Origin of the sequence: Klebsiella sp. GG_Kp173 (genome assembly GCF_040062415.1) — a bacterium.
In the GTDB taxonomy this organism is placed as follows: Bacteria; Pseudomonadota; Gammaproteobacteria; order Enterobacterales; family Enterobacteriaceae; genus Klebsiella; species Klebsiella quasipneumoniae.
In genome coordinates this window covers 326,735-348,728 of record NZ_JBEAFZ010000001.1, presented here as the reverse complement: position 1 = coordinate 348,728, position 21,994 = coordinate 326,735, and the positions used below count along the sequence as shown (strand labels likewise).

Annotated in this window: 20 protein-coding genes; 8 read left to right on the top strand and 12 right to left on the bottom strand. The window is 60.8% G+C overall.

Annotation, left to right across the window (positions count from 1 at the left end; all coding sequences use genetic code 11):
• Window positions 1–86 precede the first annotated feature (86 nt).
• On the bottom strand, window positions 87–953 hold the full coding sequence (locus ABLU50_RS01690) for a helix-turn-helix transcriptional regulator (RefSeq protein ID WP_057213832.1): 867 nt from the start codon (window positions 951–953) through the stop codon (window positions 87–89).
• A 108-nt stretch (window positions 954–1,061) separates the two neighbouring features.
• Between ABLU50_RS01690 and ABLU50_RS01685 the strand changes: the two genes are divergently transcribed.
• Both ABLU50_RS01685 and ABLU50_RS01680 read left to right on the top strand, forming a co-directional pair.
• A complete protein-coding gene (locus tag ABLU50_RS01685; protein WP_087832539.1) occupies window positions 1,062–2,489 on the top strand; it encodes an MFS transporter in 1,428 nt (475 codons plus the stop codon).
• A gap of 70 nt (window positions 2,490–2,559) precedes the next feature.
• Entirely contained in the window at window positions 2,560–3,804 is a 1,245-nt protein-coding gene (locus tag ABLU50_RS01680; RefSeq protein ID WP_087832540.1) for a mechanosensitive ion channel family protein, read from the top strand.
• A gap of 2 nt (window positions 3,805–3,806) precedes the next feature.
• On the opposite strand, the gene ABLU50_RS01675 is transcribed toward ABLU50_RS01680, so the two are convergent.
• Window positions 3,807–4,787 carry a LacI family DNA-binding transcriptional regulator gene (locus ABLU50_RS01675; RefSeq protein ID WP_087832541.1) on the bottom strand — a complete coding sequence of 327 codons (981 nt, stop codon included), beginning with the start codon at window positions 4,785–4,787 and terminating at the stop codon, window positions 3,807–3,809.
• A 248-nt stretch (window positions 4,788–5,035) separates the two neighbouring features.
• Here ABLU50_RS01675 and ABLU50_RS01670 point away from each other — a divergent pair, with 248 nt between their 5' ends.
• Window positions 5,036–5,452 carry an Exc2 family lipoprotein gene (locus tag ABLU50_RS01670; protein WP_087832542.1) on the top strand — a complete coding sequence of 139 codons (417 nt, stop codon included), beginning with the start codon at window positions 5,036–5,038 and terminating at the stop codon, window positions 5,450–5,452.
• Between the two features lie 18 nt (window positions 5,453–5,470).
• Here the strand turns inward: ABLU50_RS01670 and ABLU50_RS01665 are convergent, their stop codons facing one another.
• The 5 genes from ABLU50_RS01665 to ABLU50_RS01645 form a co-directional block, all read right to left on the bottom strand.
• Window positions 5,471–6,622 (bottom strand): Gfo/Idh/MocA family oxidoreductase, encoded by a 1,152-nt coding sequence (locus ABLU50_RS01665; RefSeq protein ID WP_087832543.1) that lies wholly within the window; start codon window positions 6,620–6,622, stop codon window positions 5,471–5,473.
• 1 nt (window position 6,623) lies between these two features.
• Window positions 6,624–7,646 (bottom strand): sugar phosphate isomerase/epimerase, encoded by a 1,023-nt coding sequence (locus tag ABLU50_RS01660; RefSeq protein WP_004202459.1) that lies wholly within the window; start codon window positions 7,644–7,646, stop codon window positions 6,624–6,626.
• A gap of 16 nt (window positions 7,647–7,662) precedes the next feature.
• The gene (locus ABLU50_RS01655) at window positions 7,663–8,868 is read right to left on the bottom strand and encodes an MFS transporter (protein ID WP_176391533.1); all 1,206 of its coding nucleotides are present in this window, start codon (window positions 8,866–8,868) and stop codon (window positions 7,663–7,665) included.
• 187 nt (window positions 8,869–9,055) lie between these two features.
• Window positions 9,056–10,432 (bottom strand): phenylalanine transporter, encoded by a 1,377-nt coding sequence (gene pheP, locus ABLU50_RS01650; RefSeq protein WP_004202454.1) that lies wholly within the window; start codon window positions 10,430–10,432, stop codon window positions 9,056–9,058.
• A gap of 246 nt (window positions 10,433–10,678) precedes the next feature.
• Window positions 10,679–12,163: an aldehyde dehydrogenase family protein gene (locus ABLU50_RS01645; RefSeq protein ID WP_065878474.1), complete on the bottom strand. Its 1,485-nt coding sequence runs from the start codon at window positions 12,161–12,163 to the stop codon at window positions 10,679–10,681.
• A gap of 159 nt (window positions 12,164–12,322) precedes the next feature.
• Between ABLU50_RS01645 and ABLU50_RS01640 the strand changes: the two genes are divergently transcribed.
• The 4 genes from ABLU50_RS01640 (at window position 12,323) to ABLU50_RS01625 (ending at window position 16,465) form a co-directional block, all read left to right on the top strand.
• Complete coding sequence (locus ABLU50_RS01640; protein ID WP_017900836.1) at window positions 12,323–13,624, top strand: FAD-binding oxidoreductase; 1,302 nt, start codon at window positions 12,323–12,325, stop codon at window positions 13,622–13,624.
• A 13-nt stretch (window positions 13,625–13,637) separates the two neighbouring features.
• A complete protein-coding gene (locus ABLU50_RS01635) occupies window positions 13,638–14,003 on the top strand; it encodes a cupin domain-containing protein (RefSeq protein WP_002892824.1) in 366 nt (121 codons plus the stop codon).
• A 442-nt stretch (window positions 14,004–14,445) separates the two neighbouring features.
• Entirely contained in the window at window positions 14,446–15,945 is a 1,500-nt protein-coding gene (locus ABLU50_RS01630; protein ID WP_002892820.1) for an APC family permease, read from the top strand.
• Window positions 15,923–16,465: a DUF3156 family protein gene (locus ABLU50_RS01625; RefSeq protein ID WP_087832545.1), complete on the top strand. Its 543-nt coding sequence runs from the start codon at window positions 15,923–15,925 to the stop codon at window positions 16,463–16,465. Before ABLU50_RS01630 ends, ABLU50_RS01625 begins: the two co-directional genes overlap by 23 nt.
• A 17-nt stretch (window positions 16,466–16,482) precedes the next feature.
• Here ABLU50_RS01625 and ABLU50_RS01620 read toward each other — a convergent pair whose 3' ends face one another.
• The 5 genes from ABLU50_RS01620 to ABLU50_RS01600 form a co-directional block, all read right to left on the bottom strand.
• Window positions 16,483–16,845, bottom strand: coding sequence for a helix-turn-helix domain-containing protein (locus ABLU50_RS01620; protein WP_023341146.1), 363 nt, complete (start codon window positions 16,843–16,845; stop codon window positions 16,483–16,485).
• Entirely contained in the window at window positions 16,846–17,148 is a 303-nt protein-coding gene (locus tag ABLU50_RS01615; RefSeq protein WP_004178884.1) for a type II toxin-antitoxin system HigB family toxin, read from the bottom strand. It abuts the gene before it with no gap.
• An 83-nt stretch (window positions 17,149–17,231) separates the two neighbouring features.
• Window positions 17,232–18,347, bottom strand: a complete 1,116-nt coding sequence (locus tag ABLU50_RS01610) for a class II histone deacetylase (protein WP_087832546.1) — start codon at window positions 18,345–18,347, stop codon at window positions 17,232–17,234.
• A 16-nt stretch (window positions 18,348–18,363) separates the two neighbouring features.
• Window positions 18,364–19,536 carry an MFS transporter gene (locus ABLU50_RS01605; RefSeq protein ID WP_087832547.1) on the bottom strand — a complete coding sequence of 391 codons (1,173 nt, stop codon included), beginning with the start codon at window positions 19,534–19,536 and terminating at the stop codon, window positions 18,364–18,366.
• Window positions 19,537–19,653: 117 nt separating this feature from the next.
• Entirely contained in the window at window positions 19,654–20,337 is a 684-nt protein-coding gene (locus tag ABLU50_RS01600) for a helix-turn-helix transcriptional regulator (protein ID WP_004202446.1), read from the bottom strand.
• Window positions 20,338–20,762: 425 nt separating this feature from the next.
• Between ABLU50_RS01600 and ABLU50_RS01595 the strand changes: the two genes are divergently transcribed.
• Window positions 20,763–21,950 (top strand): anaerobic sulfatase maturase, encoded by a 1,188-nt coding sequence (locus ABLU50_RS01595; RefSeq protein ID WP_087832548.1) that lies wholly within the window; start codon window positions 20,763–20,765, stop codon window positions 21,948–21,950.
• Window positions 21,951–21,994: the final 44 nt, after the last annotated feature.

Genomic DNA, 21,994 nt, shown 5'->3' with positions numbered 1-21,994 from the left:
CTCCCGGCGGGAGAGGGAACCGTCCAGCAGCGCCGGCCGGGCAATACCCGAAGATGGCACATTACCAGCCATCTGATTCCTTGTGATTAATGTTGGTCCAGCCACGTCAGCGCCTGCTCGCCCGCCTCGTCCATCGGCAGGTAGACCAGCAGACGCGAACCATTGCGCGGCGCCGAATACCAGTACATCTGCTGCAGGCTGAATCGCCCGAGCTGCGGGTGGTTAAAATGTTTAATCTGGTTTTCCACGCCGCGCACCTCGTAGCGCTGATGCCACAGCGCTTCAAACTCCGACGAGGCGGCGAAAAAGCGCGCCAGTTTGTTTTCCCATGCCGGATCGCCACGGTGCTCGGCCATCGCGGCGCGGAAATAGGAGACAAAAGTCGGCAGCACATCGCGATTTTCAATCCGGCTGCGCCAGGTCTCATGGGTCAGATACAGATAAATGCAGTTGCGATCTTCTTCCGCAAGGGTGGCGAAATCGACACCCATCAGGCGGCAGAAGCTGTCGTTCCAGGCCACAATATCAAAGTTCGGTTTTTGAATGCTGGCCGGCTGCGGCATGAGGCTGTCCAGCATGCGGCGGGTGCCGGGGCTAATGCCTTCGCACGCCGTCACCTGGGTGGCTTCCGGCGGGGTCAGCCCGGCGAGCACGAACAGATGCCGGGTCTCCAGCGGACTGCACTGCAGGGCATTCGCCACCCCCACCAGCACTGCCTCCGACGGATTCACCTCCCGCCCCTGCTCCAGCCAGGTGTACCAGGTAACGCCGACGTCGGCGAGCATCGCCACCTCTTCCCGGCGCAGACCCGGCGTGCGTCGGCGGCCCACCCGGGGTAACCCCAGGCGCTGCGGATCGAGGCTTTCACGGCGGGCGCGCAGAAACGCCCCCAGCTGTTTGCGCCGATCGTCCGGCACGGCGAACGTCGACTCCCGTTGCGGCATCGTGGTCATCACCCCTCCAGCATGGTAGTTCCAGTACCAGTATAGACAGGAACTGGTACCCGTTTAATTTATCGGTAATGCTACGTCGGTCTGCTGAATGACGCAATGGAGATTCCCATGAAAACGTCTGCTGTTTCACCCGGCCGCGCCGGTCTGTTGCTGCTGCTGGGCGGCCAGATGCTGCCGCTTATTGATACCTCGATCACCAATGTGGCGCTGGACGCCATCACCCATACCCTGGCGGCCAGCGCCACGCAGCTGGAACTTATCGTCGCGCTCTACGGTGTCGCCTTTGCCGTCTGCCTGGCGATGGGCAGTAAGCTTGGCGATAACTATGGCCGCCGGCGCCTGTTTATGTGGGGCGTCGCGCTCTTTGGCATTGCTTCCCTGCTGTGCGGCATAGCGAACAGCATCAGCGCCCTGCTGGCCGCCCGCACTCTGCAGGGCGCCGGTGCGGCGCTGATTGTGCCGCAGATCCTCGCCACCCTGCACGTCACCCTCAAAGGCCCGGCCCACGCCCGGGCTATCAGCCTGTACGGCGGGATCGGCGGGATCGCCTTTATTGTCGGACAGATGGGCGGCGGCTGGCTGGTATCGGCGGACATCGCCGGGCTGGGCTGGCGCAACGCCTTTTTTATCAATGTGCCGATCTGCCTGCTGGTGCTGGCCCTGAGCCGCCGCTATGTGCCGGAAACCCGTCGTGAGACGCCGTCGCGGATTGACTGGCAGGGCACGCTGTACCTCGCCCTCATCCTCTGCTGCCTGCTGTTCCCGATGGCCCTCGGTCCGGAGCTGCGCTGGCCGCTGTGGCTGCAGCTGATGCTGGTGGCGGTCCTGCCGCTGCTGTTCGCCATGCGTCAGAGCGCCCTGCGCCAGCAGCAGCGTGGCGATCATCCCCTGCTGCCGCCGCGTCTGCTGCAGTTGACCAGCATCCGCTTAGGGATGGCCATCGCCCTGCTGTTTTTCAGCGCCTGGTCCGGCTTTATGTTCTGCATGGCGCTGACCATGCAGGAAGGGCTGGGGATGGCGCCGTGGCAGTCCGGCAATAGCTTTATCGCCCTCGGCGTGGCCTATTTTATTTCGGCGCTGTATGCCCCGCGGCTTATCGCCCGCTACAGCATGGGGCGGATCCTTCTGACCGGTCTGGCGGTGCAGATCGCCGGTCTACTGCTGCTGTGCGCCACCTTCTCCCGCTTCGGGATCGCCACCACCGCCCTGACGCTGGTCCCCGCCACGGCGCTGATCGGCTACGGCCAGGCGCTGATCGTCAACAGCTTTTACCGGATTGGTATGCGCGATATCAGCGCCAGCGACGCCGGGGCCGGGAGCGCCATCCTCAGTACCCTGCAGCAGGCGACCCTCGGCCTTGGGCCGGCTATCCTCGGCTCGCTGTTCCTGGCGCTGGCCCGTCGCGGCGGCGGAAACTATCCGCAGGCGCTGATTGATTTTCTGCTGGTCGAGGTGGCTATGATGCTGTTGCTGGGGGCCATCGCGCTGTGGCTGCGTCATCATCTCAACCGACAGCCGGCGACGGTAGCGTCGTAATACCGGCGGCGGTGATTTGCATAATCGTTATCCAGCGGTCATCATACCCGCTGGATATTCAGGAGACGTTATGCAGGAATTAATATCGCAAATTGCCGCCTTAGGAATCGAAATAACTCCCACCCGCTCGCTGATGATTATCTTCGGCATTATCTTGTTCACCGCCGTCGTCGTGCATCTGATATTGCATAAAGTGGTGCTGCGCGCTTTTGAAAAACGGGCATTGGCCAGCAGCCATCTGTGGCTGCAAATCATCACGCAGAATAAACTCTTTCACCGACTGGCCTTTACCCTGCAGGGGATCATCGTCAACGTGCAGGCGGTGCTGTGGCTGCAAAAAGGCAGCGAGGCCGCAGAAATATTAACCACCGTGGCTCAGCTATGGGTGATGATATATGCCATGCTGTCCTTCTTCTCGCTGCTGGATGTGATCTTAAAGCTGGCGCAGAAATTTCCCGCCGCCTCTCAGCTGCCGCTGAAGGGGATATTCCAGGGAATTAAGCTGGTGACGGCGATTATTATCGGCATCCTGATTATTTCCCTGCTGATAGGCCAGTCGCCAGCGATCCTGATTAGCGGGCTCGGCGCCATGGCCGCGGTGCTCATGCTGGTATTTAAAGATCCGATCCTTGGTCTGGTGGCCGGTATCCAGCTCTCGGCCAACGATATGCTCAAGCTTGGCGACTGGCTGGAGATGCCGAAGTACGGCGCCGACGGCGCGGTGATCGATATCGGCCTCACTACGGTCAAGGTACGTAACTGGGATAATACCATCACCACCATTCCGACCTGGTCGCTGGTCTCCGACTCGTTTAAAAACTGGAGCGGCATGTCGGCCTCCGGCGGCCGCCGCATTAAGCGCAGCCTCAACATCGACACCACCAGCATTCATTTCCTCGATGAACAGGAGCAGCAGCGCTTGATCCGGGCGAAGTTGCTTAAACCCTATATGGATTCGCGCCACGAGGAGATTAGCGCCTGGAACCAGCAGTATGCAGGGGAACAGTCGGTTCTCAATGAGCGGCGAATGACCAATGTCGGCACCTTCCGCGCCTATCTGCAGGAGTATTTACGTCATCATCCGCGCATCCGCCAGGATATGACCCTGATGGTGCGCCAGCTGGCGCCGGATGCCAACGGCTTGCCGATCGAGATCTATTGCTTCACCAACACCGTGCTGTGGGCGGAATATGAGGGGATCCAGGCGGATATTTTCGATCATGTCTTCGCCGTGGTGGAGGAGTTTGGCTTACGCATTCATCAGACGCCCACCGGCAACGACATTCGCGCGCTGGCGGGCGCCTTCTCCCGCTGACCTCAGGCGCTGGCGCGGGCTATCACGCGCCAGTCCATCATCACCCGCTCGACGGCAGCGTCGGGATCGTCGATGCGTTTCATTAACAGATCCACCGCCGTGCGGCCGATCGCCCGGGAGGGCTGTTCAACAGTGGTCAGCTGCGGGGAGACCACTTCCGCCAGCTCGGTGCCGTCGAAGCCGATCACCGCGATATCCTCCGGCACCCGCAGTCCAACCTGGTCAATTGCCCGCAGCGCCCCGGCGGCAAGGGAGTCCGAAACGGCAAACACCGCGTCGGGCTTCTCGTCTTGCGACAGTAGCTGCTCCATCGCCCGTTTACCGGCCGCCGCGCTAAGATCCTGCGCGTAGGTCACCTGCTGATACGCCAGGCCATGCACGTGCAGCACGCTTTTATAGCCGCGCTCGCGCAGGCGGGCGTAGCGATAGCTGAGGTCGTGATTAATGAGCGCGATGCGGCGGCGGCCGCCGTCGGCCAGTCGGGACACCGCCCCCTGAGCCGCCTCGACGTCGTTAATCCCGACGCAGGAGATGCTGCCGGTGTCGGCATACTCCGCGCACTGCACCCAGGGTGCATCGCCAATCATGGTGGTCAGTTCCGGCAGGCTGGAGAGCGCGTTCATGGTAATAATGCCGTCGACCATTTTGCCGGAGAGCAGCTGCAGGCCCGAGGTCGAGCGGGCCAGATCCGACCCGGAATTACACAGCAGAATGCGGTAGCCGTTCTTCTCCGCCTCTTCTTCTATCCCTTTCACCACCTCGGCGCAAAAAGGGTTAGCGATATTGGAGACCATCACCAGGATCATATTGCTGCGGGCGGTTCGCAGCTGACGCGCCAGCAGGTTCGGCTGATAGTTGCTCTCTTTGATCGCCTGCAGCACGCGCTCACGGTTTTTGGCTTTTACCGTATCGCTGTTGTTCAGCACCCGCGACACCGTGGCCACCGAAACGCCGGCCAGACGAGCAATTTTCTGAATAGACATAAACCCTGCACTTCCTGCGATAGAGGTGGATCCTGCAGGCTATCATAAATGAGCTCTGGTTGGCCTGCCAGCCTGGCGCGAAAGCGTGGCTCAGTGAGACGGCGTCTCGGGACACTATTAATAATCAGGGCTTCTCTCCCGCCCCGATAACGCGCATCCTTTTGCCGTTTCATATTCTCATTAGCGCAGGAGGCGCAACAGACCGCCTGCGCCCCATTTGTTCTTTTATGATTAAGGATGATATCCCCATGAGGCTCTCCACCGCGATTCTCGCCCTCAGCTGTGCCCTGGCAACGATCACCGGCTGCACCTCGTCAAAATCGTCACCGGAACGCCACGCCTACGCGTTCGTCGCCCACCGCTCCGATTTTGTCGGCGGCAACTTCACCGTCAACCGTCAGGAAAATTACCGTTTAAACCTGCCGACCTTCACGGCGATGTACGCCCGCGGCCAGCAGGATAAAGCCGCTGGCATGAGCGAAAGCGACGCCCGCCGCACCGCGGAGTCCATCAAACAGCAGGCGGCGCAGGGCACCCGCACCGAGCACGCCTTTACCGGCAACGCCAGCGACAAATGGGATAATGCAATGGAAAATAAAGATGCCGTCCTGTTCGGCAACGAACTCTCCGGTGCCTATCTCGACGGCTATCTTGGGGTGAAATAATCCTTCGCTCCCCCGCCCTCAGCGTTCGACGCTCACCCAGCGCTGCTGCTGATGGCTTTTGACGATCGCCTCGATGATGTACATCACATCGGCGCCGTCGTCGAAAGTGGCGAAGCGCCGGGCCCCGGCCTCCGGCATCTTCCCGGCGCGCACCGCCTGATAAAAATGCCCCATCATATTCTTAAAGGCGTCCGGCCAGCCCTCAATATGGCCGCCGGGGTAATGGGCGCTGTCAGCGATCTCCGGCCGCAGCAGGCTGGGGTCGTCGCTGAGCCGCCGATCCGGCTGCTCGCGGTGGCCGATCCACAGCCGCTGGGGCACTTCCTGATCCCAGGCCAGAGAACAGCGGCTGCCGTTAACCTCCACCGCCAGACGGTTTTTCCGCCCGGCGCTCACCTGAGAAACCATAAAGCTGCCTTTGCTGCCATCGTCAAAACGTAACAGCACCGAGCCAAAGTCCTCGGTATCGACAGGCCGGGTTTCATATCCCTGCGCCTCGTGAACGGCGCTGAAGGTCGCTTGGCCATTGACCGGCGCTTTACGCGTCGGCCAGACGATAGACAGATCCGCCATCACCTCGACAATCCGCCGACCGGTCATAAACTGCACGGTATCGCACCAGTGGGAGCCGATGTCAGCCACCGTCCGCGATGCGCCGCCCTGCGCCGAATCAACCCGCCAGTTGTAATCGGTCTCCAGCAGCATCCAGTCCTGTAAATAGCTGCCGTGCGCCGCGAAGATCCTGCCGACCTCGCCATGGCGGATCATCGCCGCCGCCTGCTGGACCATGGCGAACTGTCGATAGACGAAACTGACGCCATGCACCACGCCGGCCCGGGCGGCAAGCGCCACCAGCTCCCGCGCCTCCTCCGCCGTCATACACAGCGGTTTTTCGGAGAAGACGTGCAGCCCGGCGGCGAGGATCTGCCGGTTAATCTGGGCATGCAGATGGTTCGGTGTACAGTTATGCACCACCTGCAGCCCCGGATGGGCCAGCAGCGCTGCCACGCTGTCGTAGGCATGGGCAATATTCAACGCTTGCGCCTTGCGCTGCGCCGCCTCAAGGCTGCTGTCGCACAGCGCCACCACCTCGATATCCCCCAGCCGCCGCAGCGCCTCCAGATGCGCCGGGCCAATAAACCCAGCCCCAATAATCGCGACCTGAATCATGTTATTCCCTCCCACCGGCAGCAAAGTCATCGAAGGCCCGTCCGGCAACGGGAATGATATGGCGACGAATAAACTCGCTGCCCTCGCGCGCGCCGGTCTCGGCATCCTTCAGGCAGCACTCCCACTCCAGCACCGCCCAGCCGTCAAAATCATATTCGGTCAGCTTACTGAACACCCCTTTGAAGTCGATCTGCCCGTCGCCGGGAGAGCGGAAACGGCCAGCCCGCTGCTGCCAGGGCTGATAGCCGCCGTAGACGCCATTGCGCCCGTTGCGGCGAAATTCGGCGTCCTTGACGTGAAACGCCTTAATACGCGCATGATAGATATCGATATAGGTCAGGTAATCCATTTGCTGCAGATGCAGGTGGCTCGGGTCATAGAGCATATTGCAGCGCGGATGGTTATCCACCCGCGCGAGAAAACGCTCAAAGGTCACGCCATCGTGCAGGTCTTCGCCGGGGTGGATCTCGTAGCAGACATCGACCCCCTGCTCGTCGAAGAGGTCCAGCAGCGGCCGCCAGCGCCGGGCCAGCTCGGCAAAGGCCTCATCCAGAAGCGACTGATTATGCGGTGGCCACGGATAAAAAAAGGGCCATGCCAGCGCCCCGGAAAAAGTCGCATGCGCCTGCAGCCCCAGGCGGCCGGAGGCCACCGCCGCCTGGCGCACTTTCTCCACCGCCCAGCGCTGGCGCGCCTGCGGATCGCCGTGCAGCGCCGCCGGGGCGAAGGCGTCAAACGCCGCGTCATACGCCGGATGCACCGCCACCAGTTGTCCTTCAAGATGAGTGGACAGCTCGCTGATGACCAGCCCATGCTCCGCCAGGGTGCCGCGTACCTCGTCGCAGTAGGTCTGGCTCGCCGCCGCACGCTCGACATCGAAAATCGCCGGGTGGTTGCAGGGGATCTGCAATGCCTTGTACCCCAGGCCGGCGGCCCACTGCGCCATCCCCGCCAGAGTGTTGAACGGCGCCTGCGGGCCGATAAACTGCGCCAGAAAAATGCCCGGTCCCTTGATCGTTTTCATACCCCCTCCTGTAAAATTAGTGCGGCTCTTTCTCGTTGTACTGGAAAGAGAAAAGGAAAATCAGCGCGATAACCGCGGCGGCCACCGCCGGGATCCACCAGAAGATCACCCAGGCCTGCGGCACGCTCTGGCCGGCCACCAGATGGTTATACAGCGCGCCGGAGATCTGCGAGCCCAGCAGCATGCCGATCCCGTAGGTGAACATCACAATCATGCTCTGCGCCTGGCCTTTGACCTTCTCGCCCGCCACGCGGTCGGTGTAGATAAAGCCGACGACAAAGAAAAAGTCATAGCACACGCCGTGCAGCAAAATGCCGAGATAGAGCAGGAAGCGCCCCTCTTCGCTGACCCCGAGGGCGAAAAAGGCATAGCGAACAAACCACGCCGCCATGCCGATAAGCAGCATGTATTTCACCCCGAGGCGACGGAACAGCAGCGGGATCACCAGCATAAAGACGATCTCTGACATCTGGCCGAAGGACATCGCGGTGCTGACATCCTTAACGCCGGCATCCGCCAGATACGACGCGGTATAGGCGTAATAGGTGCCTAACGGCACGGAAATTAAGGTGGCGCAGAGGGAGAAAATCAGGAAATGGCGGGTTTTCAGCAGCGCGAAGGCGTCCGCGCACAGCAGATCGCGAAACTGAACCGGCATGCCTTTGGCCGGCGCCGGGGTGTGGGGCAGCGTCAGGCTGTAGATCGCCAGCGCCACCGAACAGAGCGCCGCCACGGTGAAGATGCCGGTGGTGTCAGAGATGCCGGTCACCCCGATGCAGATCCCGGCGATAATCCAGCCGATGGTGCCGAACACGCGGACCACCGGAAAGGTTTTATCGACGTTAGCCAGGCTGTGGAAGGCGATATTGTTGGTCAGCGCCAGGGTCGGCATATAGCACAGCGTATAGCCGAACAGCAGGCCAATCAGCAGCGCGCCGTTCTGCGCCACCAGCGCCTGGGGGACAAACCACAGGATCGCCGCCCCGGCCAGGTGCATCACCGCCATCACCTTCTGCGAGGCGAAAAAGCGATCCACCAGCATCCCCAGCACAAAGGGGGACAGGATGGAGGCGATCGGCCCGGCGGAGAACGCATCGCCGATCAGCAATGACATCTCATAGCGGGTCATCACCAGCCCCAGGGTCACCGACCAGCTGCCCCAGATAAAGAACTGCATAAACATCATTAACGACAGCCGCGGCACCAGAAAACGGTGGCTCACGCGGACACTTTCCCGACCTTCTGTTGTTGTGACCATGTTGCTCGCCCTCAGAAAAGTAATCGATTACAAAATCGCTCAAAACAAAAGTAATCGATTACAAAAAGAAGATCGCCAGGCAAATGCCCCACCTGCGAAGAGGATCACAATAAAAAGCCAGGCAGCCCCGCCGTCCGGCGGGGCATCTCGCTTACGCCGGGCGGCGCAGCAGTTTGAAGGCGATAAACAGGAACAGGATCCACACCGGCAGCAGGATCGCCGACAGGCGCATCCCATCGATAGTGCACATCAGCGCCAGAATCAGCCCAAGGAAAGCAATGCAGAAGTAGTTGCTGGCGGGCGCCAGCAGCGCTTTAAACTTCGATTCACGCCCTTTGCGGCGCTGGGCGGCGCGGAACTTCAGGTGCGCCATACAGATCATGATCCAGTTCAGCAGCAACGTCGCCACCACCAGGGCCATCAGCAGTCCCAGCGCTTCATGCGGCAGCAGGTAGTTCAGCACCACCACCAGCGAGGTGATAATCCCCGAGAGCAGCAGAGAGTTCACCGGCACGCCGCGCTTGCTGACGCGGGCGAGGAACGTCGGCGCATTGCCCTGCACCGACAGGCCGAACAACATCCGGCTGTTGGAGTACACGCCGCTGTTATACACCGACAGCGAGGCCACCAGAATGACGAAGTTCAGCGCGGAGGCCACCAGGTTGCTGTCGAGATGATGGAAAATCATCACGAACGGGCTACTGTCGGATTTGATCTCCACCCACGGGTAGAGCGCCAGCAGCACCACCAGCGAACCGATATAGAACAGCAGGATACGATAAACCACCTGGTTGACCGCTTTTGGAATGCTCTTTTCCGGGTTTTGCGCTTCAGCGGCGGTGATGCCGATAAGCTCCAGCCCGCCGAAGGAGAACATGATCACCGCCAGCGACAGGATAAGACCGTGCCAGCCGGTGGCGAGGAAGCCGCCGTGTTTCCACAGGTTGTCGAACCCGGCTTTGCTGCCACCGTGGCCGCCAAACAGCATCCACAGGCCAAAGGCAATCATGCCGATAATCGCCAGCACTTTTATCAGCGCAAACCAGAACTCCGCTTCGCCATACAGGCGCACGTTGACGAGATTGACGGCGTTAATAATGAGGAAGAAGGCCGCCGCCCAGATCCAGGTCGGGACGTCGGGCAGCCAGTACTGCATGTAGATCCCGGCGGCGGTCAGCTCCGCCATTCCCACCAGCACAAACATCACCCAGTAGTTCCAGCCGGAAAGGAAGCCGGCGAACGGGCCCCAGTATTTGTAGGCAAAGTGGGCAAAGGAGCCGGATACCGGCTCTTCCACCACCATTTCGCCCAGCTGGCGCATGATCAGAAAAGCGACAATCCCGGCGACGGCGTAGCCCAGTAATACCGCCGGACCGGCCATCTGGATAGCGGGACCAATGCCGAGAAACAGCCCGGTGCCAATCGCGCCGCCAAGGGCGATAAGTTGAATGTGTCGGTTCTGTAAACCGCGATGAAGCGTCGGGCCGCTCTCTTCTACGGCATCCGACGACGTTGACGCGTCTTTCACGTCGTTCCCCTGTGTGTTTTTGCGAAGGGGCACCTTTTATCACTAAGGGGGGATTGTCGCAAGTTGCAAGGGGTTATGGCGGCGGCGACATTAACCTTCGCTTGCACGGACTCAGGCCGTGCAAGGCGCCGTCGTCGCCTGGCACATTCGCGGCTGTCCATCCGCTGTCCTTGCCCGGAGGCACTGCGCTTACCGGGCCTACGCAGACGCCTGAAGCCCGGTTAAGGCTACCTCCACCGACAAAACTTAATAGCGCACCATCACCGACTTCAGCTCCGTGTAGTCATCGATAAACGCGCTGCCGAATTCGCGCCCGATGCCCGAGCCCTTCATGCCGCCGAACGGTACCGCCGGGTCGAGGAAAGTATGCATATTGACCCACACGATGCCGGCCTCAATCGCCTCCGAGTAGCGCAGCGCCAGGCGAATATTATCCGACCAGACGCTGGCCGCCAGGCCATACGGCGAGGCATTGATCCGCGCCAGCGCCTCGTCTTCACTGTGATAGCCGATAAAGCTGCACACCGGGCCGAAGGTCTCCTCGCGCATCAGAGTGCTCTCTTCGCTGCGCACTTTGACCGCCGTCGGCTGCAGGAAATAGCCCTCCCCCGGCAGGGCTTCGCCGCCGCAGACGATGGTATCGCCCTCGTCGCGCGCGGTCTGAATGAGCCGCAACACTTTTTCATGCTGCTGGCGGTTGGCCAGCGGCCCCATCAGCGTGCGCTCATCCAGCGGCGATCCCGGCGCGAAGGCGCTGAGCTTATCTTTCAGCAGCGCCAGCACCGCATCCAGTTTACCCTGCGGCAGATAAAAGCGCTCCGCGGCGGCGCAAATCTGCCCCTGATTCAGGTAGCCGGCTTCCAGAATGCCGTTGACCATCGCCTCCGGCGTCAGATCATCCAGGAACAGCGCGGCGTTTTTGCCCCCCAGCTCAAGGGTCACCCGTTTACCTGACGCACTGGCCGACCGCTGGACTTTCTCGCCAGTGGCCACCGAGCCAGTGAAGCTCACCTTGGCGCAGGCCGGGTGGGTAATCAGCCGCTGAGCAATCTCGCCGCCGGCGCCGTTGACCACGTTAATCACCCCGTCCGGAATACCCACCGCTTTCGCCAGCTCCGCCACGCGCAGCAGCGTCAGCGGCGTATACTCGCTCGGCTTGAGAACAATGGTGCAGCCGCAGACCAGGGCCGCCGCCAGCTTCCAGACGGCAATCATGATGGAGAAGTTCCACGGCACGATGCCCACCACTACCCCCAGCGGCTGACGGCGAGTGAAGGCGGTATATTTCTCCCCGGCCATCGACGGCAGCGACACATTCAGGGTTTCGCCGGTGACTTTCCCCGCCCAGCCGGCGAAGTAGCGAAGGAAAGCGACCGATTGATCCAGCTCGAGCATGCGCGCCAGCGTGATGGTCTTGCCGGAGCAGAGACTTTCCAGCTGCGCCAGCGCTTCGCGATGCTCAGCCAGGGCATCCGCCAGCTTCAGCAGCAAGGTTCCGCGCGCCAGCGTCGGCATTTCGCGCCACTGATTAAACGCCTGGCGGGCACTCTCTACCGCGCGATCCGCCTGGTCGCTATCCGCCGCGGTGACCTCGGCGATCGCCCGCCCGGTGGCCGGGTTGATCACCGCAAACGGCGCGCCGCGGCCCGCCTCTCGCTCACCGGCGATAAACTGCCCGTGCGGCTGGCGTAAAAAGGCGGTCACTTCCGCCAGTAAGGTTATCTCGCTCATCGTCAGTACCCGTTTTTTCAGCAACGTTGGCCCATCACAGCACGGCTTCCCGCCGCCGCCTATCGTTCTAAAGAACGTCATTCTTTCGGACGATATTCAACGCCCGCGCGGCGTGCTGTGATGAGGCACTTGAGCGAGGCAAGACCACAGGGTAACGCGATGAACATCAAAATCGATGCGCTGAACTACTACGGCGCGACGAAGAAATACCACCTCCATTTTCCGGCGCTGCGGGAAGATATTGAAGCCGACGTGGTGATTATCGGCGGCGGCTTCTCCGGTATTAACACCGCCCTTGAGCTGGCGGAACAGGGCATCACCAACGTGGTGGTGCTGGAAGCGCGCCATCTCGGCTATGGCGGCACCGGGCGCAATGGCGGCCAGGTGATGGCCGGTATCGGTCACGACATCGAAGCGGTGAAAAAGCACGTCGGCAAAGAGGGGCTGGAAACGCTGTTTAAAATCGCCAACCTTGGCGCGGGCATCATTCGCGAACGCATCCGCAAATATAATATCGACGCCGATTTCGTCCCCGGCTACGGCTATCTCGCTTATAACCAGCGGCAACTGAAAACGCTGCGCCAGTGGGAGAAGGAGTTTAAGGCTGCCACCCCGGATGAAGAGATCGAGCTGTATACCGGGAAAGAGGTGCAGCAGGTGGTGGGCTCCGAGGTCTACTGCGGCGCGCTGAAACATATGGGCGGCGGCCAGATCCATTCGCTCAATATGCTCCTCGGCTCGGCGCAGGCCGCCCATTCGCTGGGAGTGAAGATCTTCGAATCCTCGCCTGTGGTGGAGGTGAATTACGGCAAACAGGTGCGGGTACGTACCGCGATGGGCAGCGTCAAAGCCGCCAAACTGCTGTGGGCCTGCGACAGCTTCCTCAACAATATGGAGCCGGAGATCTACAACAAAACGCTGGTCACCTACTCCTATCAGGTATCGACCGAGCCGCTCTCCGATGAACTGATCGAGCGCATCAGCCCGCTGCGCGGCGCCTTCAGCGATATTCGCCCGGTGATTAACTACTACCGCGTCACCCGGGAAAACCGCCTGCTGTTCGGCAGCGCCACCCGCTTTGTGGAGTATACGCCGAACGATTTCGCCGCCTGGAACCGCACCCTGCTGGCGGAGGTCTTCCCCTATTTGAAGGATGTGAAGATCGATTTCGCCTGGGGCGGGCCAATGGCCTGTAGCGCCAACCTGTTTCCACAGATCGGCACGCTACGCGATCACAACAACGTCTTTTACGTCCAGGGGTACTCCGGCTTCGGCGTCACCCCATCGCACATCGTGTGCAAAATCCTCGCCGAAGGGATCAACGGCGGTTCAGACCGCTATCGTCTGCTGAGCAGCATCCCCCACGCGACCATCCACGGCCGTGACAGCCTGCGCCTGCTGCTGGTCACCGCCGGAAAATTGATGCATCAAACCGCCGGTTTCTGGAAAGGCCGGAGTTAACCAGGAGAACGCTATGCACGCTTTTAAACTTAAACACCCGGTGCCCGACCTGCAGCCAATCGGCAGCGTCAGCCTGCTCGGCGCGACGCCGACCGCCGGCGACCCGCAGGTGGCCGGGGCGATGATCTACGGCGAGCCGCAGGATGCCTTTACCTGCGGACTGTTTTCGTCCACTGAAGGGAGCTTTACCATGACCTATCCGTTTACCGAACACGCCACCGTGCTGGAAGGCGAAGTGGAGTTGACCGTCGCCGGCGGTGAACCGCAGCGCTTTGCGCCAGGCGATAGCTGGTTTGTTAAACAGGGCACCGAAGTGGAGTGGAAAATCCTGACGCCGCGCTTTGTGAAGCACTACCTGGCGAACGTCGAGACGCGCTAACGCGCTGATACTGCCCGGCGGCGCAGGGGGCGCACAGGGGGGACTCGGAGGCGACGCATTGTGCCTTCTCCGGGCTACCAAATCGCACAGCGCTGTAGCCCCGGTAAGCGGCAGCGCCACCGGGGGTTTTGAGGCCGCCAACACCGGCAGTTTCAGTCAGCATGGTGAATAAATTAAAGGCAGGCCGCGCGGACCGTAGGCCGGGTAAGGCGCTAGCCGCCACCCGACAGAAACAGGCGCAACGTGGCAAGACGGATGGCCCCGGTTTTCGGGGTCATCTTGTTTATCCACCCTCACATTCATGGACTGCGTCACAGAATCATGCGCCACCCTCCACCTTCCGGACGATATTCGTTGAGCAGGATGCCCGCCTAAATTATGACTATCCGGGAGTGGCGCTGGCTATTCCCTGCCCTACCCCATTATTGTGCAGAGGTTGACTATGTTTAGTAACAGACTTGCCAGCCATCTTGAGCGCGGCGTCGTCGGCTTCCCGACCACCCTCGCCAGCTCCGTCGGGCTGATTATGGCCAGCCCGGTGATCCTGACGGTGACCAGCGGCTTCGGCATGGGCGGCGATACCTTCGCGCTGGCGGTGCTGCTGGCCTTTATTATGATGCAGGCGCAGGTCACCACCTTTGCCGAGGCGGCAACGCTCATTCCCACCACCGGTTCGGTGTACGACTATATCTCCTGCGGCATGGGCCGCTTTTTCGCTATCACCGGCGCGCTGTGCGCCTATCTGATCGTCCATATTTTCGCCGGGACGGCGGAGACGATCCTGGCGGGCATTATGGCGCTGGTGAACTTCGAATCGATCAACGCCCAGATGGCCGCTCACCAAAACACCTGGATGGTGGGCGTCGGCATGGTGGTGATTTTCGGCCTGCTGAACGCCATCGGCGTGGAAATCTTCGGCAAGGTCGAAGTGGTGCTGACCTTCGGCATGTGGACCACGCTGACCATTTTCGGCCTGTGCGGCATTTTTATGGCGCCGGTGACTCATCTTTCCGGCTGGTTCGGCACGCCGCTGAACGTTAGCGATATCAACGGCCTGTTCGGCTATATCGGCATGGCGATGTTTATGTTCGTCGGTTGCGAACTGGTGACGCCGATGGCGCCGGAGATCAAACAGGCCCACCGCACCATACCGCGGGCGATGGCGCTGGGCCTGCTGGGGGTCGCCAGCTGCATGTTTATCTACGGTGCGGCGATCAACCGCCAGGTGGAGAATACCGTGCTCGACGCGGCCAACAACGTCCATCTGCTGGATACGCCGATGGCGATCCCGGCCTTCGCCGAGCGGGTGATGGGCCACGCCGGCCAGTACTGGCTGGGGGTCGGGCTGCTGCTGGCGGGCTGCGCCACCATCAATACGCTGATGGCCGCCGTGCCGCGCATTATCTACGGTATGGCGCTGGACGGCGCGCTGCCCCGCTTTCTGACCTGGCTGCATCCGCGCTTTAAAACGCCGGTAATCGCCATCGCCATCGGGGTGGCGATCCCCTGCCTGCACGCCTGGTATCTGAACGGCGATCTGGACCGCATCGTGCCGCTGATCCTCGCCGCGGTCTGCGCCTGGGGCGTCGCCTATCTGCTGGTGACGCTGTCGGTGGTGATGCTGCGCATTCGCCGCCCGGACCTGCCGCGCGCCTACCGCTCGCCGTGGTTCCCACTGCCGCAGATTATCTCCAGCGTCGGCATTATCATCGCTATCGTCAATATCACCCCGCCGGGGATGGACAGTCGCCAGGTGCTGGTGCCGTTCGGCATTATGCTCGGCCTGACCGCCGCCTACGCCCTGTTCTGGACGGTGTGCGTGCAGCGCGTCAATCCGTTCAAGCCGCTGGTGGTGGAAGAGGTAGTGGAGCGCGCCATCAACAACTACGAAAAACAGACCCGCGGGGAGATGACGCCAGATGTCCTCCGTCCCCTGGTTTGAAACGCCGTTAATGAACGCGGTGCAGCGCGATCTGGCCGGCTGGCCCTGCGAAAAGCTGAGCGAGCGCAGCGCGCTGCTGCGCTTGAACAACACCACCGCTGTGACCTTCAGCGTGCGTCAGAAGCGGCTGTTTATGGCCAGCATTCACAGCTGCGAGTTTGTCGTCGAGGGGCCGGTGACCCGGCCCGTACGCGGTAACATTCGCGCCCATCAATCCGGCTGGTGGAAACGCCAGCCGATCCGCTTTATCGGCGGCAAAGGCAGCGAGGCACTCGCCGGCTATCTTAATGGTTTCCCTAATCTCCAGCAGACCTTAAGCGAGCTGGACTACCGCCGCTTTTCGCTGACCTTTGACGGTCGCGGCTGGCGCTGCAGTATTGAACCCTGGGCCGCCAGCGAAGTGGTCTGTAAAATGCCGCCGCTGCGCCGTTATCTGCGGCTGGAAGCGCAGCAGCGGATGCTGCTGCTCAGCGTGCTGGCGATGATTAATCAGGCGGTAAGTCAGTGGATGCATGAATGAGCCGGATGCCCGCGCCATCACGCGCCGATCAGGCTCTCCAGAGGAATGCCGAACTGTGCGTGAAGTCGGCGAATCATCGGGAGCGTCAGGTTGCGCGTACCATTGAGAATTTCATACACGCGATTAGATTTACCAATCGCCGGCTCCAGATCTTTGACGGTCAGCCCCTGCTGCTCCATGCGAAACTTGATCGCCTCTATCGGCGTCGGCGGCTCGATGGGATAGTGCTTTTTTTCATACTCAGCAATCAGCAGGCACATCACCTCAAAAAAATCCCCTTCCGGCGTGTCCGGCGCAGGTTCATTATCAAAAAAAGGTTCGACCGCGCTTAACGCGGCTTCGTAATCTTGTTCAGTGCGGATAGGCTTCACATTCATCATTTACTTCCTCTCTATCGTCTCAGCGTTTATCTCGTCATATTCCTTATGCGAACCGATAAACTTAACGAACACCCACCCCCGCAGATAAGCAACGGCTACGATTAACCGGTAATCATTTCCTTTAATGTTGAATACCACCCGCTTATTTTTCAGAATACTTGCGCTGCGGTATTGGTCCTTTATCTCCGCCGGGGTTTTCCAGTCTGCTTTTGTCGCTTCGTCTACCCAGGCCTTTAGCGGTTGTTCAGCGTCGGGATTCTCCGCCCAGAAGTCCCTTAAGGTTTTCACTGAGATTATCTTCATGTGCAGAGACTAGTCCCATTTCGGGACTAAGTAAAGTAAAAGTCCCATATTGGGACTTTAGGGATCAACGTGAGCGGGAGCGACTACTGCAGGCCAAACTGCTGCGCCAGCCGATCGAGAGCCTGCCTCTGGAACTGCGCAAACTCCGCCCGCGGTTGTTGTTGTTGAATAAATTCCCGCAGCGGATCCTGGACCTCGGTGCGGATGCCGCTCAGAGCCTCCATCACCGCCAGGCCGCAGAACGGCACGTAGGATTCGGCGTAGCCGCCTTCGTGCACCATCACCAGTTTCCCGCCGCACAGGCGATCCGCCGCCTGCTGGACCTGTTCAGTCATCGCCCGGAAGCTGTCGCTGTGCAGTTGCATGCGCGCCAGCGGATCCATGGCGTTGGCATCATAGCCGCAGGCGATGATAATCAGCTCCGGCTCAAAGCGCGCCAGCGCCGGAATAACGATGGTTTCCAGCGCATAGCGCCAGCTGTCATCCCCCGCGCCGGCCAGCAGCGGAATATTGATGTTGTAACCCTCCCCCGCCCCCACGCCGCGATCGTCCTCACCAGAGTAGCCCGGCGGGAAGCAGCCGTCCTGATGCAAGGAGATAGTCAGCACGTCATCGCGCTGCAGGTAGATATGCTGGGTGCCGTTGCCGTGATGAACGTCCCAGTCAATGATCGCCACCTTGCCGAGCCCGAGCAGCGCTTTCGCTCGCTCCACGGCAATGGGGATATTGGCGAGAAAACAGAAGCCCATCGACTGATCCGGCAGGCAGTGGTGTCCGGGCGGACGCGACAGCGAATAGGCGTTATCCAGTTCCCCCTTCAGCACCGCTTCCACCGCCGCGCAGGCCAGCCCGGCGGAAAGACAGGCGATTTCATAACTGCCCGGCCCCAGCGGCGCCTCTTTGCCGAGCATGCCGCCGCCGTTATCGCTTATCGCCTTGAAGCGCTCCAGATAACTGTCGGGATGGATCCGCCGCAGGTCCGCAAGGCTCGCCGGCGCCGCGCTACGCAGCGCCAGCTGCGGCGTCAGCCCGGAGACATCCATCAGGTTTTTCATCCGCCGTTTGGTCTCCGGCGATTCGGCATGACCGCCGCCGGCGGGTGGCTGTACCCACCCGCCCACCGGCAGCGTCACTGCGTGCAGCCCGGTACTGTGCCAGAAACAACGTTCATCAAAGAAGAAACCGGTTTTTCTTTTCACTCTATCCTCCCGTGGGCTAACCCTTCCCGGCGGCGGAAGCCGCCACAATTAAAATCAGTGACAGCAGCGCGCAGACGCCTGCCGCCGCCAGCAGCGGGTCGGCGCTGGCGAAGTGTTGCAGTAAGGCCCCCGCGAGCGCCGGGCCTGCCGCCATGCCGCCGCCGATCACCAGATTGATGCTGTTCATCAGCCGACCGCTGTTATCGAGCCCGGCGACGCGGGCGAGAATAAAGGGCAGCACGAAGGTCCAGGTGAACTTAAACAGCAGCGCCGCGATGGCGTAGCGCGCCAGCAGCGGCTGGCCAACCAGCAGCCCGACGCTGACGATCAGCAGGCCGTAGCCCAGCCACACCGGTAAGCGATCGGCGCGCCGGGTGCCGCGCAGGGCCGCGCCGCCGGCGCCGATAATGCCGCAAACCGTCGCCGCCGCCAGCACCAGCCCCACCTGCGTCGGGCTCAGCCCCGCCGTGCTGCCGATGGTGCCGATAAAGGTCCACACTGCGCTGAGGCTGATATAGAAAGTGAGCACCGCCAGCACCGCCAGCGCCTGACGCCACAGCGCCGTCGACGGCTGCTGGCGGGAGGCAGAGAGCGGTTGAAAGCGCGGCGGGAAAGCGGACACCAGCGGCAGGCAGCAGAGCATGATGGCGGCGAGGATCAGATACACCACCTTCAGGCCAAAGGTCGCGAACAGGCCGGGCAGCGCCAGCAGGCCAAGCATCCCCAACAGCAGTTGCCCGAGCACCCAAAAGGCGTAGACCCGCGACGGGTTCGGCGTTCCCGCCGCGCAGCTGATGCACAGAATCATCAGCGTGCCGCCCGCCAGTGAGGCGATAAAGCGCGCCGCCAGCAGCGTCTCATACTGGGTGACCACCGCCGAGGCGAGGTTGGCGATCAGAAACACCCCCCCGGCCGTCAGGGCGACCCGCCGCCAGTCGAGGCGACTCATCCACCACCACGCCGGGAGCGTCGCCAGGCTCATCGCCCCCAGCTCCGCTGAGAACAGCCAGCCTACCTGCCCGGGTTTTAGCTGCCATTCGCCGGCCAGCTGCGCCGCCACCGCCGGCGCGGTCATCAGAATACCCGGCGCAATAGCGGCAAAAATCACAATCGCCGCCAGCAAACGCAGGGACACCACCAGCCCGGCGGGCCGGGAAAGCGCATTATCAGTGACAGGTGTACTCGACATCGTAGGGCGTGCTCCGGTCAAAAAAGCCTCCCCCCGGAGGATCCTCCAGGGAGTGATACCCACAGGCATCAGGAAAACGCCGTGTTGCCACGGCGCGCGCGGGATGTGAAAGTCAGATCACAGATGCAGCGTACGCTGAGCAGCCGGCATCCAGGTTCGGGAAACCAGTTCGGTACGATTGACCACTTCGGTCTTGGCGAAGATATTGCGCAGGTGCGTTTTCACCGTCGAGAGCGAGATATCCAGCTGGCGGGCAATCAGCTTATTACTGGCCCCTTCGCGCACCATGCCGACGATTTCCCGCTCTTTGGCGGTCAGGATAGCGGGCAGGTCATCTTCTTCCTGCAGGCAGTCGCGGATCGCCAGCTCCACCAGCGGCAGCACCGCCTGGGCCCGATGACGCTCTTCGCTGGAGAAAGGCACGTCGCGCATCAGCGAGATACCAGCGATGATCCGCCGCTCGCGGCGGATAAAGATCTCGGTCATGTCACGCACGTTATTCGGCAACATAAATTCATGATAATAATGCCGGTTGCGATCGCAGAGCCGCGGCGTCATCGCCGCCACGGTGGTGTTCTGGTGGCTAAAGTGCGCCGGTAAATGCGGATCCAGCGGCTGGAAGTTTTCCAGATATTGTTGGTGCGTATTATCGGAAATATTATGCAATATATAGTTTTCGGGTTTTAACCGGTTATTTACTCGATAAAACACCGCTGAAGTCAGAGGAATTAACTGAGAAATAGTCTGTAAACAACGGGCTATTATCGCATCATTACGGCTGGCTTTTAACAAAGCAGACATGATAGGGCCTCCCCGTCGAGATGATGGTGCATGACACATGGATGACTACCGATAATTGAAGCATACATTTCACATTTAAGTAACACAATCATTAACATATTAACAATGTGATAGCCGTTACAAAATTTTCAGCAATGCATTGTTATATAAAGCATTTAAAAAACACACTCGCCATGCCTTACGATAGCGGCGTTAAAACATAAACAAAAAAGATTAATACCCGGCGTACCTGCCTCTGGTGATAAAAAAACCCTATCCCGGACGCGTCTCTCTCATCCTTAAGAACGATGGATTTCTGTTTTTTTTCACTTATACCCTTAACAGGATGCCATTAATTTTCGCCGCGGCTTAATCATGTGATTACGCCTGACCCGCTGTTGCCAAAATAATAGCAACAGCGCCGGTCATTAACCGAGGATAAGCCGATGCTGAATATCGCCGCCCTGCGCCAGCAGCAAATTCCGCTGGCCGCTGAGCCGCGCTCGCCGGTGCCGTTTCATATTCTGATGAAGCCGATTGGCCCCGCCTGCAATCTCGCCTGCCGCTACTGCTATTACCCCCAGGATGAAACGCCGGTCAACAAGATGGACGAGGCGCGGCTGGAGCAGTTTATCCGCCGCTACATCGCGGCCCAGCCCGTCGGCGCGCGGGAAATCAACTTTGTCTGGCAGGGCGGTGAGCCGCTGCTGGCCGGCCTGAGCTTTTACAAAAAAGCGCTCGCCCTGCAGGCGCGTTATGCCCCCGACGGCGTCACCATCAGCAACAGTCTGCAGACCAATGGCACGCTGATCAACGACGCCTGGTGCCGGCTGTTCCGCGAGCATCGCTTTATTATCGGCTTGAGCCTCGAAGGCAGCGAAGCGCTACAGGACCAGCATCGTCCGGATAAACGCGGCCGGGCCAGCTGGCCGGCGGCACTGCGCGGCATCGGCTTTCTCCACCAGCATCAGGTGGATTTTAACCTGCTGGTGGTGGTGCATAACGAGATGGCGGCCCACGCGGCGGCGATTTATGACCGGCTGGTCAGCCTCGGCGCGCGCTATCTACAGTTTCAGCCGCTGATGAGCGAAGGCGCAGCGTTGCGCGAGGGCTATCAGCTGAGTGCCGATAACTGGGGGCGTTTTATGGTCGGCATCTGGCGGCAGTGGCAGAAGCGCTGCGACAAGGGGCGGGTGTTCGTAATCAATATCGAGCATGCGTGGGCGCAGTACTTCACTCACACCAGCGGCAGCTGCGTGCACAGCGCCCGCTGCGGCAGCAATCTGGTGATGGAGCCCGACGGAGAGCTCTACGCCTGCGACCATCTGATCAACGCCGAACATCGGCTGGGCCGCCTTGACGACATGACGCTGGCGCACGCGGTCGACGCCTCGGTGCAGCTGCCTTTCGGTCAGCAGAAAAGCCTGCGCCGCGAATGCCAGACCTGCGCGGTCAAAATGGTCTGCCAGGGCGGCTGCCCGGCGCATCTGAACGCCGCAGGCAACAACCGCCTCTGCGGCGGCTACTACCGCTTCTTTAGCGAAATTCTGGCGCCCGTGCGCCCCTTTTCCCGCGACCTTCAAGGGCTACAAGCCTGGCGGGCCGCGTTTGTCGGGGCCGCGCATCCGGCGTAGCCCATTGCTCTGAAAGTGATACCCGCAGAAACAGGAGAATCCGT